The organism is Rhodospirillales bacterium (assembly GCA_016712595.1).
Lineage (GTDB): Bacteria > Pseudomonadota > Alphaproteobacteria > Rhodospirillales > Defluviicoccaceae > Defluviicoccus.
In genome coordinates this window covers 865,353-879,853 of the sequence record JADJQT010000001.1, presented here as the reverse complement: position 1 = coordinate 879,853, position 14,501 = coordinate 865,353, and the positions used below count along the sequence as shown (strand labels likewise).

Genomic DNA, 14,501 nt, shown 5'->3' with positions numbered 1-14,501 from the left:
CAATATACTGTTGCCCCACGTGCCCGGCCATGATGGCCAACGAGTCATTTTCCCGTGATCCCGATGAACGCACTGTCCGACGCCCATTTTCGCTATCGTTCGATTTGGATATCGGACATTCACCTCGGTACGCGCGGCTGCAATGCCGAGCTATTGCTTGATTTTTTGCGCTCGACCGAATCGGATTATCTTTATCTCGTCGGTGACATCGTCGATGTCTGGCGGATGCGGCGCTCGTGGTACTGGACCCAGGGGCATAACGACGTGGTGCAGAAGCTGCTGCGCAAGGCGCGCAAGGGCACCCGCGTCATTTATATTCCTGGCAACCACGACGAAAGCTTCCGCGACTTCGCCGGTCATCGCTTCGGGCGCGTCGCCGTGCTGCCGCAAGCCGTCCATGTGATGGCCGACGGCCGCCGATTCCTCGTGCTGCATGGCGATCAGTTCGACGGGATCGTCAAATACGCGAAGTGGCTCGCCTACGTCGGCGACCAGGCCTACAACCTCGCCCTCGCCGCGAACCTCTGGTTCAACAAGGCGCGGCGACGCCTTGGTTTTCCCTACTGGTCGCTCTCCGCCTTCCTCAAGCACAAGGTCAAGAACGCGGTCGAATACATCAGCAATTACGAGCACGCCGTGGTTGCCGAGGCCCGGCGTCGCGGTGTCGACGGGGTCATCTGCGGACACATCCACACGGCGGAGATCCGCCGGTTCGATTCCATCCTTTATTGCAACGACGGGGATTGGGTGGAAAGTTGCACCGCGCTCGTCGAGACAATCGATGGCAGCCTGGAAATCATCCGCTGGGCAGAAATGCCACACGTCATCGGGATGACGCCTGTCGAGGTCACGGAATGCAGATCCTCGTTGTCACCGACGCTTGGTACCCGCAAGTCAACGGGGTCGTACGAACCCTGGGGACGCTGAAAAACCATCTCCAGGCCTTCGGCCACGCCGTTACCTACCTCACCCCCGACCGGTTTCGCAGCCTTCCCTGCCCGTCCTATCCGGAAATCCGCCTAGCCTTGCCGCGTCCGGGCGAGATCTCCGGGGTCATCGACGCGGTCCGGCCACAGGCAATTCACATCGCCACCGAGGGGCCGCTCGGCTTCGTCGCCCGCTTGCTGTGCCGGCGGCGGGGCTACGGCTTCACCACGTCGTTCCATACCCGCTTTCCGGAATACGTCCACGCCCGCTGGAAGGTGCCGCGGCGCTGGAGCTACCGCTGGATCCGCTGGTTTCACGCCCCGGCATCCTGTGTCATGGTCTCGACGCCGACGGTCGAGGCGGAGTTACGGGCGCGCGGCTTTCCGCGGATCAAGCGCTGGTCACGGGGTGTTGACACCGGCCTATTCCGGCCGCGCGACGAGCCCTTTTTCGACCATGCGCGGCCGATCAGCCTCTACGTCGGTCGCGTCGCCGTCGAAAAGAGCATCGAGGACTTCCTGCGCCTCGACCTCCCCGGCACCAAGGTCGTCGTCGGCGACGGACCGCAAATGGCCGAACTTCGCCGGCGCTATCCGGCCGTCGTCTTCGTCGGCATGAAGACCGGCGAGGATCTCGCCCGCCACTACGCCGCCGCCGACGTCTTCGTCTTTCCCAGCCGCACCGATACCTTCGGCCTCGTCATGCTCGAGGCGATGGCCTCGGGCCTGCCGGTCGCGGCGTATCCGGTTCCCGGCCCGCTCGACGTCGTCGACGGCTCCGGCGCCGGCTGCCTCGACGAGGACCTCGGCCGCGCGGTACGCGCGGCGCTCGCCATCGCCCCCGAAACATGCCGGCGGCACGCCGAAACCTTCTCCTGGGAAAACAGCGCCCGCCAGTTCCTCGGCAACCTGCACATTTTCCGTTGAACCGAGTAGCGTCACGTCGTTTGCCTGATCGCGGTCGGATGACGACTGTTAGGATGCTGACTGCCGCACCACCCGCCGTCACCTCGATATTCGATAACTGTGTATTGCTTCCCCTCTGGGGACGTGTCCCCGTCCGGCCACGGATTTCTGGAGTCTCGCTGCTGGTGGTTCGCACCCGAACGTTGGAGCACCGGAAGGTGAAGTTTCCGGCGATCCGGTCAGTCGCGGCGGGCCAACACCACGAGCGAGCGGGCCGCGACGGGGTACGTCTCGCCATCGGCGACGAGCCGGTCATCACAAAGTCCGCCCTCGCCGCTGACATAAGCGTCGGTATCGATCAGCCGCCGCCAGGCACGTCCAGGTTCGATGGTCGGCACCGTCCAGTCGATCGCCTCGTGCCCGGCGTTGAGGACGACGAAGAAACTGTCGTCCGGCTGCGGCTCGCCTGACACGGTGAGGTGATGCTCGCCCGCCTCGCCGCGGATGAGAAAAGCCAGGTGCTTTAATTCCCCGTCGGCCCAGTCGCCGCCATCCATTTCGCCACCACCGCTCCTCAGCCAGGTAATATCCTGGATGGTCGTACCGGGAATGAAACGGGCGTAAAAGAATCGGCGGCGATGAAAGACGATGTGCTCGTGGCGCAGGCGGATGACCGCGCGCACGAACTCGACCAGCGGGCGCTCGTCGCCGTCGATCGGCCGCCAGTCGATCCAGCTGAGTTCGTTATCCTGGCAGTAGACGTTGTTGTTGCCGGCCTGTGACGCGCCGAACTCGTCGCCGGCGAGCAGCATGGGCGTACCTTGCGAGAGCAGCAATGTGGCGATCAGGTTGCACCGTTGCTTGAGCCGCAGGCGCCGGATCTCGACGTCGTCGCTTGGCCCTTCGCCACCGCAGTTCCAGCTATGGTTGTCGTTGTGGCCGTCGCGATTGTCCTCGCCATTGGCCTCGTTGTGCTTGCCGTTGTAACTGACGAGGTCGGCAAGGGTGAAGCCGTCGTGGGCGGTAACGAAGTTGACCGAGGCCCATGGACGCCGTCCACGCCCATCGAAGATGTCGCTCGAGCCGGTCATCCGCGTCGCCAGTCGCGCCACCTGGCCGGCGTCGCCCTTCCAGAACCGGCGCACGGTATCGCGATACTGATCGTTCCATTCCGACCAGCGCGGCGGGAAGCCACCCAACCGGTAGCCACCGTTGCCGACGTCCCACGGCTCGGCGATCAGCTTGACCCGCGCCAGCACCGGGTCCTGGCGAACAGCATCGAGGAAGCCGCTGTCGGGATCGAACAGGCCGCTCGCCTCGCGCGCCAGCGTGGTGGCGAGATCGAAGCGGAAGCCGTCAACATGCATCTCTTCGACCCAATAGCGCAGCGAATCCATCACTAGGCGAAGGACATGGCCATTGTGCAGGTTGCACGAATTGCCGCAGCCGGTGAAGTCCATGTAATAGCGCGCGTCTCCGGGCACGAGGCGGTAGTAGGAGGCGTTGTCGATCCCGCGAAAGCTGAGCGTTGGCCCCAACTCGCTGCCCTCGGCGGTGTGGTTGTAGACGACATCGAGAATGACCTCGATGCCGGCGGCATGGAACGCCCGGACCATCGCCTTGAATTCGTTGATATCGCGGCTGGCGAGGTAGCGCCGCTCGGGAGCGAAGAAGCACAGCGTGTTGTAGCCCCAGTAGTTGGCGAGACCTCGGTCGATGAGCAGGCGGTCCTGCAGGAAGTGCTGTACCGGCAGAAGCTCGATCGCGGTCACGCCCAGCCAGCGCAGGTAGTCGATCACCGCCGGATGGGCGAGGCCGGCGAACGTGCCGCGCAGCGCGTCGGGGATGCCAGGGTGGCGCATCGTCAGCCCGCGGACGTGCGCCTCGTAAAGGATGGTGTCGTGCCGTTGGTGGCGCGGCGGCGCGTCGTCGCCCCAGTCAAACCGCCCGTCGACGACCTTGCACTTCGGCATCCACCGCGCGCTGTTGGCGCGGCTGAACGACAGGTCGGCGTCCGGATGACCGATGCGGTAGCCGAAGTGGGAATCACGCCAGCGCAGTTCCCCGTCGATCGCCCGTGCATAAGGATCGAGCAGCAGCTTGTTGTGATTGAAGCGATGGCCGCGCGCCGGATCGTAGGGTCCATAGCAGCGATAACCATAGAGCTGCCCCGGCCGGACGTCGGGAAGATAGCCGTGCCAGACCTCGTCGGTGTATTCCGGCAGCGCAACCCGCGCGGTCTCGCGGCCGGCGGGCGTATCGAACAGGCAGAGTTCGATCCGTTCGGCATGCGCCGAATAGATCGCGAAGTTCACGCCGCTGCCGTCCCACGTCGCACCACAGGGATAGGGAAGTCCGGGCCAGACTCGCGGGGATGCGCTCATTCGCGTTCCTTGTCCTGGTCAGCGCGATGCCAAGGGCAGTGCCAGGGGCAATGCAAAAATCGCGAGTGATCCAGGGCGCGCACCGCCGACGATGCGCAAAGAGCCGGCGCGCGGCACCGATCGCCCCTCGGCTGTGACCTTGGCGACACCTTTTTTGCGGCCGAGGCCGCGGCGGATGACGCGCCCGTCGCGTCCTGGGTCTCCGCGACCGGGACGGCACGGAGGTTGGTCTACTTCGGGTACTGGGTGATGTGGCTGCTGGCCGCTGCCCCGCTCAGGATGGTAAAGCCCGAGGTATCGACGCCCATCCATTCGAATTCGTCGAAATAGTCCCACTGACCCTCTTCGCCAGGGAAGTAGTATATCGATACCACTGCCTCCGGCGTTCCCTTTCGGCGAAAGCCGGATGATCCTTTCTTCTCCCATTGTTCAGTGAGTGGTGCCGAGAAAACGCTGCCTTGGTGTGCGACCTTCGTCTGATGTTCGACTGCCGCGTTGAGCATCACCGTCATCTTCGTCCAGTCGCTGTCGTTGATCTCGTTCTGATCGCCGATTGCCTCAATCTTGGCGAATTGATCCGAGCGGAAGGTCATCCGGCGACCTCGCGGCTCCTGAAGATCAGGAACGGTATTGGGGTCCGCCGACATCCCCGGATTGTCGATGGTATTGGCTGGCCCGAGTTCGAGATTCGCCGGAATATTCCATAGGGCCTTTTCGGCAAACTTCTGCGCCGACTGCTTGGCAAACTCGTTCCCGGTATAGGCCGGCAGCGTATAAAGGCCCATCGTCGCCTCGCGAAGGGCGGCCCAGAACGCCTTCGCCTCGACCGACTTCTTGAGGATGGCGGCGACAAGTTTCTCAGCGAGCCAAGTCAGCTTTTCCTTCGACATCTTGTGGTGCAGCGCCCACGCATCGGTGATCTTGCTCTCTTTCGGCAGGCTTTTCTCGAGATTGGCCTTGGCGATGTGCGTATTGTCGGATTGCCAGTTGTCCTTGTTGGCGGCGCGCTGGATCACGTCGCGTCGATTCACGCCACATGGGCCGGCGGTGCGACGTTGACCCACCGACGGCGCCGCCACGTAACGGCTAGGCGGAATGGCGGTGATCACCGGCCTATTCGCGTTCGTGGCGGGGCACACGCGCTGGATGGACGCCGTCGGCGATGGCGAAAAGCGGCTCGGCGGCGGTGGCATCGCCCGCGCGCCCGGCTGCCCGCCTGCCTTCGCTTGGACAGGGCGGATAACCCCGCCATAGGTGGTCGCGGGTGGCGACGGTGGCGGGGGACGGTGCGAGGCAATCGCTGGCTGAATCACCGTGTGACGCGGCGCCTGTGCAAAACGCGTCGGCGGCGGCGGCATTCCGCTCCGGGCCATTCCGCTCCGGGCGCCGCTTGGTTGCCCTGCTCTGCGCGTTGCCATTGCCGACCCTCCTTTACTGCACGACTCTCCGGTCGTTCTCTGCCAACTCTACGGTGGTCGGCCTGATCTATTTCCCGAGGCGGGCCTTAACCCCCTTGAGGTCCAACTCGTCGGCGAAGCTGATCCCAGTGCCGGAAATCGGATAGAACTGCTGGAGGCGGGCGGTACCGGACAGCCAATTACCGGTCAAATCGTCGAACGGATCGTTCTCGCCAGAGTCGGGATCGGTCGAGATGGACAGCACATAGTCGATGCCACCGTGTTTGTACTTGCGTTCATTAATTGTTTCCGACTGGCCGACGGCCTCGATGATGCGGTCCTTCAGTGACGTAAGGACGGCGGAGGCATAACTGATCACGTCCTGTCGCGTCGTTGTCTCTGGCCAGAACGTGCTCCGCCCGGACCGCTCGATATTTTCGGTCTCGAAGGAGAATTCGCGGATGGTGTGACCGTTCAGGAAATGGTTGAGATCTTTCTCGGTGACGATCGCATTGATGGAACCGTTCACCGCGTAGGTGTGAACGATGGTTGCCGTACTGCCCGAATTGAGGGCGACGGTCCCTTTGTGGTGATCTCTCCATGTCTTGTCGAGGATGTCGGTGGTGCACTGGACGACACGCCCGCGCGGGAGTGTCCCCACCGGACGTGAGGCTCCCGATGCGAGAGCCGGTTGCACCGCTGACGAGCCTGCCCACCGGATGGGTGGCGGCGCCGGTGGCCCGGCAAAGCGGCGCGGCGCGGCGCCGGTGGCGGCCATCGGCTGGGCGATACGCTCACCGGCACGCGGCGGTGGCCCGACGTGAGCGGCGGCGGAAACAGGGCCCCGCCCGGCGGCCTGGACGAGCGAGCCATTCGCGCGAACAGCGATTGCGGCAGCGGCCCGGTGCCCCATCCGGTCGGCCTCGGCTTCGAGGGCAGTGTCGTGCACGACGGCGATACCGCCCCCGCCTGGCGCTCGAACCCTGCCGGCGCGCTGCTGCAGCACGTGGGTCAACTCGTGGCCGAGGAGCTGGCGACCATGGGCGGTCTCCGGCTGGAAGCGGCCGGGCGCGAAATAGATATCGTTGCCAAGGGTAAACGCGATGGCGCCGATTGAGTCGGCCTGCGGTCCCTCGTGCACGCGGACGTTGGAGAAGTCGGCGGCAAACACCGCTTCCATGTGCTGCTGGATCGTCGCGGGTAGCGTGCGGCCAGTGCTCCGTGGCAACAGGCTCGCGAGCTCATCCATGCTGGGCACGGTACTCGCGCCGGCACCGCGAGCCTGCACTGTAGCCCGCTGGGGAGGCATGCGAAAAGTTCCCTGCAGCACGCGTGGCGTGGTCATGGGCGCGCTCAAAACCAGCGAAGTTCCATGGCGCATTCGTTGTCCACCTCAATCGTCGTCCGATCCCGACCAATTGTCGTTGTCTTCACCGATGTCGTGGGCGCCTCCGGTCTGGAACAACGCGTGGATCGGCTTGCCCTTGTCCTGGCCGAGCGGGCTCTTATGGATGGCGAATGTCCGCGGGCCGCCTTGGCTGTGGTTTCGCGCGATGGAGACGATGAAGTCGGTGCCGTCTTCCGAGACCAGCGTCGCGTTGCCGGCCTTGACCTGCTCGATCGCCCGTCCGAGGACCCCCGGATCGGAAAGCCCGCGGATGCGGCCGCTGTGCAGGGAGGTGCTCGACTCCGCGCCCCAGGTATGGTGAGCCTGGTAAATGAGCTTGCGCGCGTTCCCTTGCAGGTCGGAGAGGAACTGCTCCCAGCTTAGCCCTTTCTTTTTTTTAGCCTTTTTCCTGCGCACGGCGCACTGCACAGCCAGCGCCGGCTTCGCTTGGACCGCGGGAGCGCGCAGCCGCTGATGGACGACACCGGGGCGCAAGTGCGCCGCGCCGGCGGATGCCGGCACCCCGGCGGCACCCAGTACCGCTGTCGCAAAGGCGCCGCAGTCCTGGCCAGCGAAGCGGAACTGGGGCGGGTGCGCCTGGTACTCCCTGACCTTGCCGAGTGCCGCATGCGCTTGCTGAGGGCTTACCGCGTAGCTGCGGGTGACCACACCCGGCTTGGCGAAAGCCTGATCGTCGGGATGGACCCGGCCGGGGACGCCAGTACGCGCCGCGCCAAGGCCGGCGCGCGCATCGAAATTGCGATCGGCCGGGGAAAAACCAAAGGCCTGCCGCTGTCCGCCCGGCGCCTCAACGGCGACGAAGGTATGCCCTGCCGCCTCGGCCGGCAGCCCGGGCGTGCGGTGCATGTAGGAGCCGATGATCAGCCGGTGGCCGCCGCCGACTGCGGCGGTGGGGCGCGCCGGCGTCGCCTGCGCCACAGCGCCGGGAGTTATGAACGCCGGGGCGGGAGGCCCCACCGGCCGCGGAGGCTGGGCCTTCGGCTGGATCACCGCCGGCATCGCGAACGCCGGGGCCGGCCGGCCCGGTGCCGGCCGCGAAGCCGGTTTGCCTTTCGCTTCGGACTTAGGGCGGGCGCTCACCGTCGCAATCCCATTTACGCGCTCTTTACGTTCAAATGAATGTTGATGACCTTATAGGAGCCCATGCTCCAGGTATCGTACTTAAATCCATCCCAGAACTGGGCGAGCTTGTCGGCACGGCCTTTATAGACTTCGAGGTTCGCCTCCCAACTTCTGCCGACCAAGATATGCGTGCGTTTGCTATGGCGCGTGCCGTGATCACCTTGCTTGCTAGCGAGACGAAACTGGCGAAAGGCGACCTTCCTCGTGTCCTTGACCCCGGCGCGCCAGGACTGGCACTGCTGGGGCGCGAGCTGAGCTGCCGGCGCAGCGGTGAGCAATTGATAGAGGTTGGCGAACGTGCCGGAGGCCGGCACGAGGAACTTGGCGGCAAGCTGGGCGATTTCCGCGATCGAGAACGCGTAGGTGCCGAGGATACCGGCGTCCGCCTGCCCGACGTTGTACGCCTTTCCGTCTTCGAGGGCGTCGATACGGGTCATGATTTCCTCGTCGGTCGGGCGATCTGCCGTTTCCTCTTCCTTGCTGACGGGCACTTCGACCCAGTCGCCGCGGGGTTTCTTGCGCTCGTGATCCTTTTCGTCGTCGTCTCCCTCGCCACGCTGGCGCTTGGCCGGCGGCAGCGCCGGGGCAACCGCCAAAGCCGGATCGTCCATGCGCTGCAGGATGCCCCACTCCGGGCGGCCGCGCCGCAACACCCCAAGGCCGCGGGGCGCGGTTGTCTCGAGACGCATGAACGCCGGTGTCGGTGGCCCGACCGAAGCAACGGCGGTGGCGCTCTTCCTCTGCAGGCTGGCGCACGCGGGCGTAGGCGGGCCGGGGCGCGGCGGCGCGGCCGCAGCGGCTGGCACGAGTTTGGCCTGCGCCGCCGGGCCGGCCGGGCTCACCAGGGTCGAGGCTGCGGCGCGATGGCCGAGGCGGTCGGCTTCCGCTTCGAGGGCGTGATCGTGGACGATGGCGAAGCCGCTACCGCTCGAGTTGCGCACCCGCCCGGCGCGCTGCTGGAGCACGTGGGCGAGTTCGTGGCCAAGGAGCTGTTGTCCGTGCGCCGTCTGCGGCTGGTAGCGGCCGGGAGCGAAGTAGATATCGTGGCCGACAGTAAAGGCGATGGCGCCGATCGTCGCCGCTTGTGGTCCTTCGTGCACCCGCACATCGGAAAAATCGGCGCCGAACGCCGCCTGCATCTTGTGCTGCACCGCTTCAGGCAGCGGGCGGCCACCATCGCGATTGCTGAGAAATTTGGCATCAAGCGGCTCAACGGTGCCTGCGCCCGCGCGCTGCGCGCTACATCCCAGCGCCGCTGGCCGCCGCTCCGCCCGCCGCAGACCGCCTGCCGCGAACGTCCCTTGCACGACCCCCTGTCTCATGACCGCAAATCCGACCGCCAAGCTGCGGGCGGCGCGCGCCTCATCTCTACCGCCTTTGCGGTATTCAGAGTAGCAGACGCTTGAAAGCCAGACCAGAAGCGTGAGGCTTCGAGCGCTCAAGGACGCGTTATCGGCGGTGGGGATCGGCGATCAGCGGGACGAAGCGGATCGCTCCGAGGTCCTCCGTTTCGAGCCCGTGTTCATCGCGCCGGACACGAAGCAGGCGTGGATCACCAACGCCGTCGTCGACCGGGACGACCATGAGCCCACCAATCGCGAGCTGGCCGGCGAGCACGGGCGGCACGTCGCTCGCCGCGGCGGTAACGACGATCCGCTCGAACGGCGCCTGTTCTGGCCAGCCAAGCGTCCCGTCGCCGAGTTTCCACGTCACGTTGGTCACGCCGAGACGCATGAAGCGCTGTTCCGCCTCGATGAGCAGATCGCGGTAGCGCTCGACGGTATAGACCCGCCGGCAGAGGCGCGAGAGCACTGCAGCGTGATAGCCGGACCCGGTCCCGATCTCGAGAACCTTCATGCGATCGCCGACTTCGAGCGCCTGGGTCATGCGGCCGACGACGATGGGCGCGCTCAGCGTCTGATGGCAGCCGATCGGCAACGCGGTGTCCTCGTATGCCTGATCGAGGAACGCTGACGGCACGAACATCTCGCGTGGCAGCCGCTCGATCGCCGCGCACACCCGCGTGTCGGTGACGCCGTTGCGGCGCAGGTCCATGATCAGCCGAATCTTGCGTGAATCGGGGCTCACCGGAAGAGCGCCGCGAGCCCATCCACGCTCGCCTTATGGGTGAGATCGAGGCTGAGCGGCGTGACCGAGACGGCGCCGCCATGCACTGCCGCAAGATCGGTGCCTTCGAGGCTGCTGTCCTGGTGGCGATCGCCGGAAATCCAGAAGTAGCGCTGGCCTCGTGGATCGGTGCCTTCGACCATGGTGCCGCCGATCTTATGGCGTCCCTGGCGAGTCACGGCGACGCCGCTGACCGCCGCGGTCGGTACGGCGGGAAAATTGACGTTCAGCAGCACGCCCGGCTTCCAGTCCCAACCCGCAAGTTGCGGCAGCACCCGCTCGGTCCAGGCCTCGGCGGTGGCCCAGGGCGCGTCGGCCCCCTGGGCGTAAAGCTGGCTCAGCGCGATCGAGCGCACGCCGAGCAGCGTTCCCTCCATCGCTGCCGCGACCGTTCCGGAATACGTCGCATCCTCGCCGAGATTGCCGCCGCGGTTAATTCCCGAGAGGACGAGGTCTGGCGGACGATGTTTGAGCAGTTGATGGATCGCCAGCAAAACGCAGTCGGTGGGTGTGCCATCGACAGTGAACCGACGGCGTCCGACCTGGCGGAGATAGAGCGGCCGGCGGATGGTCAGAGAATGGCCGGCGGCGCTCTGCTCGGTCTCCGGCGCCACAACCCAGACCTCGCGGGCGAGCCGGCGAACCACCTTCTCGAGAATTTTCAAGCCCGGAGCACGGATGCCGTCGTCGTTTGAGATGAGGACGCGGGCGGCCGCGAGATCAATCGGAGCGATCGGCATCGCGAATGATGGCGGTCAAGCCACCCATGTAGGGCCGCAGCGCGTCGGGGACATCGATGGCACCGTCCGCGCGCTGGTAGTTTTCCATCACCGCGATCATCGTGCGGCCGACCGCGAGCCCCGAACCATTGAGCGTATGCACGAAGCGCGTCCCCTTGGCGCCCTTCGGCCGGCAGCGCGCGTTCATCCGTCGCGCTTGGAAGTCCCCGCAATTGGAACACGACGAAATCTCACGGTAGCGCTCCTGCCCAGGCAGCCAGACCTCGATATCGTAGGTCTTGCAGGCGGAAAAACCCATGTCGCCGGTGCTGAGCACGACCACCCGGTAAGGCAGATCGAGGCGCTTGAGCACCTCTTCGGCGCAGGCGGTCATCCGCTCGTGTTCAGCCACCGACTGTTCGGGCGTGGTGATGCTGACCAGCTCGACCTTGGTGAACTGGTGCTGGCGAATCATCCCGCGGGTATCGCGGCCGGCAGACCCGGCCTCGGCGCGGAAGCACCAAGTCATCGCCGTCCGCCGCAGCGGCAGCCTTTCCTCCTCAATGATCTCGCCGGCGACAAGGTTGGTCAGCGGCACCTCAGCCGTCGGGATCAGCCAACGGCCATCAGTGGTGCGGAACAGATCCTCGGCAAACTTCGGAAGCTGGCCGGTGCCGAACATCGCCTCGTCCTTGACCAAGGCCGGCGGGTTAACCTCGGTGTAGCCGAAGACGCCGGTATGCAGGTCAAGCATGAACGATGCCAGCGCGCGCTCCAGACGCGCCAGCCCGCCGCTAAGCACGGTGAAACGCGCGCCGGACAGCTTGGCCGCGCGCTCAAAGTCCATCAATCTCAGCGTTTCACCGAGCTCAAAATGTTCCTTCGGCGAATCACTGAAGCTACGCGGCGCGCCCCAGCGGCGAATTTCAACGTTGGCGGTCTCGTCCGCGCCTATCGGCACATCGTCGGCAGGCAGGTTTGGAATCCGGGCGAGTGCGGCCTGCAACTCGGCATCGGCGGCCGCGGCGCGCGATTCCAGGTCGGCTTGATCTCGTTTGCACCGTCCGACGTCTTCGAGCAACGTCGTGACATCCTCGCCGCGCGCCTTGCGCTGGCCGATTTCTTTCGATAATGCGTTGCGCCGCGCCTGGGTCTCCTGCGCTGCGGTCAGAGCATCGCGGCGCGCCTGATCAAGCGCGAGCAGGGACGCCGCCCCGGCCACCACGCCACGCCGCGCCAGTCCCGCGTCGAACGCCTCAGGATTGTCGCGAATCCACTTGATATCGAGCACGTTCCCACCGTTCCGGATATTCCCAGCAGGGGGTTAGCCGAAGGGCACAGGTGGGTCAAGGACGGGTTGCGTGCGTGCGCGGACAGCGTGGGGTCGGTTCAGCAGCGGTACTGTCCCGAGAATTCAGCAAAAGGTGATCGGTCCGGAGGCGACAACCCGGACGAAACGGTCGCGTGGGCAGTGCCTTTTCGCCGGTCTGCTGCAGATGTACGCACTATGCTCGCGCGACCGGCCTCGCCAGCTCCGATGCGGCACCATTGAAGGGCTGTTGCCGGGCCCGAACCCATGGACCTACTATCTGTCTCGACACGTTCGTTTCGCCGGTGCGCCGCAACGGCGGCACAACCCGGATTTAGGCGCTGACGTCGAGCGTCCGGCCGCGATTGGCGTCAACCGGCGGCGGTGGGGCGGATTTTACCGAATTGACGTCGCTGGTGGACGACGAGTCATCGTCGCCATCGCTATCCTGGTTGGTCGGCTGGACTTGCAAAGACTGCAAGATGGATTCTGTGCGCTGCGGCGTATAAGCCGCAGCTCCGGATGATACGCATCCAATCGACATGGTTTCAGTCCTCAAAGAGGTGCAGGAATCGGCGCGACAATCCGTAGCGTAGGCGAAAATAATGAAGAAAGGGTTAACGAGGCGGGCAGGCTAACCTTCGGGCTGACAGAACCTTGAAGACTCTGGCATACCCAAAAGCAGCCCTATTGCGTCGTGCTAGGCGCGTCGTCCTCGTCTTCGATCGCGTTTGCCGCCTCCGCGCCACGACTCCGCTCGACAAAACGCACCGACCAGATCGAAATCTCGTAAAGAACGATCGTCGGAATGGCGAGGCTGACCTGGCTAAGAACGTCGGGAGGCGTCATTACTGCGGCGAAGATGAACGCAACAACGATCGCATAGCGCCGCTTGCTGCGCATCGCTTCCGAGGTGATCAATCCCGCGCGCGCCAGCAAGGTCATCACCACCGGCATTTCGAAGCACAGGCCAAAGGCGAAGATCAGCTGCATGACCAGGGAGAGATACTGATCGACCTTGGCCTCGAGCTGAATCGGCAGCCCCTGCTCGGCGGTCATCTCGAAGCCAAGGAAAAACTTCCAGGCTAGGGGAAAGACCACGTAGTAGGCCATCGCCCCGCCCATGAAGAACAAAATCGGAGTCGCGATCAAGAACGGCAGGAAGGCCCGCCGCTCGTCGCGGTACAGGCCCGGAGCAACAAACTTCCACACCTGCGTGGCGATAATCGGAAAGCTGAGAAACATTGCGGCGAAAAACGCCACCTTCAAATACGTAAAGAAGGCTTCGTGAAGCGCGGTGAAAATCATCCGGCGCTCCTCGTGCTTCGCCGCGAGCGCATCCGCCAGCGGCTGGACGAGGAACTGATAGATCTGTGGCGCCATCCAGTAGCAGACGAAGAACAGCGCGACGATACCGACGACGCAAATGATTAACCGCCGGCGCAGCTCGATCAGATGATCGAGCAGCGGCATGCGGCTGTGTTCGAGTTCATCATCGATCATGTCTGCACGGGTCCCATGAACGGATATGCCAGCCGCGGGCAGCGGCGATTCGCCGCCTCGCGGGCAAAATGGACGAGGATATCGCGGTCGTCAGCCGGTCTGTCCCTCGGACCGTGACGGAGGATCGGGCAACGGTGACACGTCGCCCGGGGCAGGTGCGGATGCCGGCGTGGATCCTGCTGCGAAAACCGCGGGCGCATCGGCGGCGTTGGAAGGCGCCCCGCGATCGCCGGACGTGGCCGCGATTTTCCCACCCAGGGAAGCACTGTCCGGCTGGTCACCGGCTGGCAGATCGCGAGCTGAGATATCGCGGCTAGGCGAGGCCGGTGGCACAGTGCTCGGGCCGGAGGGCGGGCCGCCTTCGACGGCACTCTTCAGCTTCCGGTTGAATTCTGCCGGATCGAAATCCTCTCTCAGCTTGCCAGTCGGGTCGATGGCCGTTTTCAGTTCCTCGTCCGGATCGAAGCGGGCGGCGCGCTCCATCTTGCGTTTGATGTCATCGAGTTCAGCCTCACGGGCGAATTCGGCCAATCCAGCCTGAAACTCGCGACTCATCGCCCGCGCCTTGTTCAAAACGCGGGCGGCGGTGCGGAGCACCGCCGGCAAGTCCTTCGGACCGACGACGATCAACGCCACCACGGCAATCAGAAACAGTTCTTGCCAACCGAGATCGAACATGCGGGCGCACCATCTCCGGCGG

14 protein-coding genes are annotated in these 14,501 nt (G+C 64.9%); 3 read left to right on the top strand and 11 right to left on the bottom strand.

All coding sequences use genetic code 11. The annotated features are described in order from the left end of the window. Positions 1-63 precede the first annotated feature (63 nt). Together IPK66_04055 and IPK66_04050 are read left to right on the top strand one after the other, a co-directional pair. Positions 64-927 carry a UDP-2,3-diacylglucosamine diphosphatase gene (locus tag IPK66_04055; GenBank protein ID MBK8174470.1) on the top strand — a complete coding sequence of 288 codons (864 nt, stop codon included), beginning with the start codon at positions 64-66 and terminating at the stop codon, positions 925-927. After that, the gene (locus IPK66_04050) at positions 855-1,853 is read left to right on the top strand and encodes a glycosyltransferase family 1 protein (GenBank protein MBK8174469.1); all 999 of its coding nucleotides are present in this window, start codon (positions 855-857) and stop codon (positions 1,851-1,853) included. Before IPK66_04055 ends, IPK66_04050 begins: the two co-directional genes overlap by 73 nt. Positions 1,854-2,071: 218 nt before the next feature. On the opposite strand, the gene glgX is transcribed toward IPK66_04050, so the two are convergent. Both glgX and IPK66_04040 read right to left on the bottom strand, forming a co-directional pair. Beyond that, a complete protein-coding gene (gene glgX, locus IPK66_04045) occupies positions 2,072-4,216 on the bottom strand; it encodes a glycogen debranching protein GlgX (protein MBK8174468.1) in 2,145 nt (714 codons plus the stop codon). Between the two features lie 230 nt (positions 4,217-4,446). Continuing rightward, complete coding sequence (locus IPK66_04040; protein MBK8174467.1) at positions 4,447-5,232, bottom strand: hypothetical protein; 786 nt, start codon at positions 5,230-5,232, stop codon at positions 4,447-4,449. Positions 5,233-5,311: 79 nt separating this feature from the next. Between IPK66_04040 and IPK66_04035 the strand changes: the two genes are divergently transcribed. Further along, positions 5,312-5,470, top strand: coding sequence for a hypothetical protein (locus IPK66_04035; protein ID MBK8174466.1), 159 nt, complete (start codon positions 5,312-5,314; stop codon positions 5,468-5,470). A 231-nt stretch (positions 5,471-5,701) separates the two neighbouring features. Here IPK66_04035 and IPK66_04030 read toward each other — a convergent pair whose 3' ends face one another. From IPK66_04030 to tatB, 9 genes are all read right to left on the bottom strand, one after another. Then, a complete protein-coding gene (locus tag IPK66_04030; protein ID MBK8174465.1) occupies positions 5,702-6,994 on the bottom strand; it encodes a DUF4157 domain-containing protein in 1,293 nt (430 codons plus the stop codon). Between the two features lie 12 nt (positions 6,995-7,006). Next, positions 7,007-8,101 (bottom strand): hypothetical protein, encoded by a 1,095-nt coding sequence (locus IPK66_04025; protein ID MBK8174464.1) that lies wholly within the window; start codon positions 8,099-8,101, stop codon positions 7,007-7,009. A 14-nt stretch (positions 8,102-8,115) separates the two neighbouring features. Further along, positions 8,116-9,465: a DUF4157 domain-containing protein gene (locus IPK66_04020; protein MBK8174463.1), complete on the bottom strand. Its 1,350-nt coding sequence runs from the start codon at positions 9,463-9,465 to the stop codon at positions 8,116-8,118. A 127-nt stretch (positions 9,466-9,592) separates the two neighbouring features. After that, entirely contained in the window at positions 9,593-10,231 is a 639-nt protein-coding gene (locus IPK66_04015) for a protein-L-isoaspartate(D-aspartate) O-methyltransferase (protein ID MBK8174462.1), read from the bottom strand. Continuing rightward, positions 10,228-11,010 carry a 5'/3'-nucleotidase SurE gene (gene surE / locus IPK66_04010; GenBank protein ID MBK8174461.1) on the bottom strand — a complete coding sequence of 261 codons (783 nt, stop codon included), beginning with the start codon at positions 11,008-11,010 and terminating at the stop codon, positions 10,228-10,230. Before surE ends, IPK66_04015 begins: the two co-directional genes overlap by 4 nt. Continuing rightward, entirely contained in the window at positions 10,991-12,280 is a 1,290-nt protein-coding gene (gene serS / locus IPK66_04005; GenBank protein MBK8174460.1) for a serine--tRNA ligase, read from the bottom strand. The genes surE and serS overlap by 20 nt, the downstream gene beginning before the upstream one ends. A gap of 352 nt (positions 12,281-12,632) precedes the next feature. Continuing rightward, positions 12,633-12,842: a hypothetical protein gene (locus IPK66_04000; protein ID MBK8174459.1), complete on the bottom strand. Its 210-nt coding sequence runs from the start codon at positions 12,840-12,842 to the stop codon at positions 12,633-12,635. A 143-nt stretch (positions 12,843-12,985) separates the two neighbouring features. Continuing rightward, positions 12,986-13,801 (bottom strand): twin-arginine translocase subunit TatC, encoded by an 816-nt coding sequence (gene tatC / locus IPK66_03995; GenBank protein ID MBK8174458.1) that lies wholly within the window; start codon positions 13,799-13,801, stop codon positions 12,986-12,988. A gap of 90 nt (positions 13,802-13,891) precedes the next feature. Then, positions 13,892-14,479, bottom strand: a complete 588-nt coding sequence (tatB, locus tag IPK66_03990; protein MBK8174457.1) for a twin-arginine translocase subunit TatB — start codon at positions 14,477-14,479, stop codon at positions 13,892-13,894. Positions 14,480-14,501: the final 22 nt, after the last annotated feature.

Bases quoted from the DNA above. Each gene is read 5' to 3' on its own strand.
- IPK66_04055 (MBK8174470.1), top strand. From the start codon at position 64: ATGAACGCACTGTCCGACGCCCATTTTCGCTATCGTTCGATTTGGATA.
- IPK66_04050 (MBK8174469.1), top strand. From the start codon at position 855: ATGCAGATCCTCGTTGTCACCGACGCTTGGTACCCGCAAGTCAACGGG.
- glgX (MBK8174468.1), bottom strand. From the start codon at position 4,216: ATGAGCGCATCCCCGCGAGTCTGGCCCGGACTTCCCTATCCCTGTGGT.
- IPK66_04035 (MBK8174466.1), top strand. From the start codon at position 5,312: ATGGCGGTGATCACCGGCCTATTCGCGTTCGTGGCGGGGCACACGCGC.
- IPK66_04030 (MBK8174465.1), bottom strand. From the start codon at position 6,994: ATGCGCCATGGAACTTCGCTGGTTTTGAGCGCGCCCATGACCACGCCA.
- IPK66_04020 (MBK8174463.1), bottom strand. From the start codon at position 9,465: ATGAGACAGGGGGTCGTGCAAGGGACGTTCGCGGCAGGCGGTCTGCGG.
- surE (MBK8174461.1), bottom strand. From the start codon at position 11,010: ATGCCGATCGCTCCGATTGATCTCGCGGCCGCCCGCGTCCTCATCTCA.
- IPK66_04000 (MBK8174459.1), bottom strand. From the start codon at position 12,842: ATGTCGATTGGATGCGTATCATCCGGAGCTGCGGCTTATACGCCGCAG.
- tatC (MBK8174458.1), bottom strand. From the start codon at position 13,801: ATGATCGATGATGAACTCGAACACAGCCGCATGCCGCTGCTCGATCAT.
- tatB (MBK8174457.1), bottom strand. From the start codon at position 14,479: ATGTTCGATCTCGGTTGGCAAGAACTGTTTCTGATTGCCGTGGTGGCG.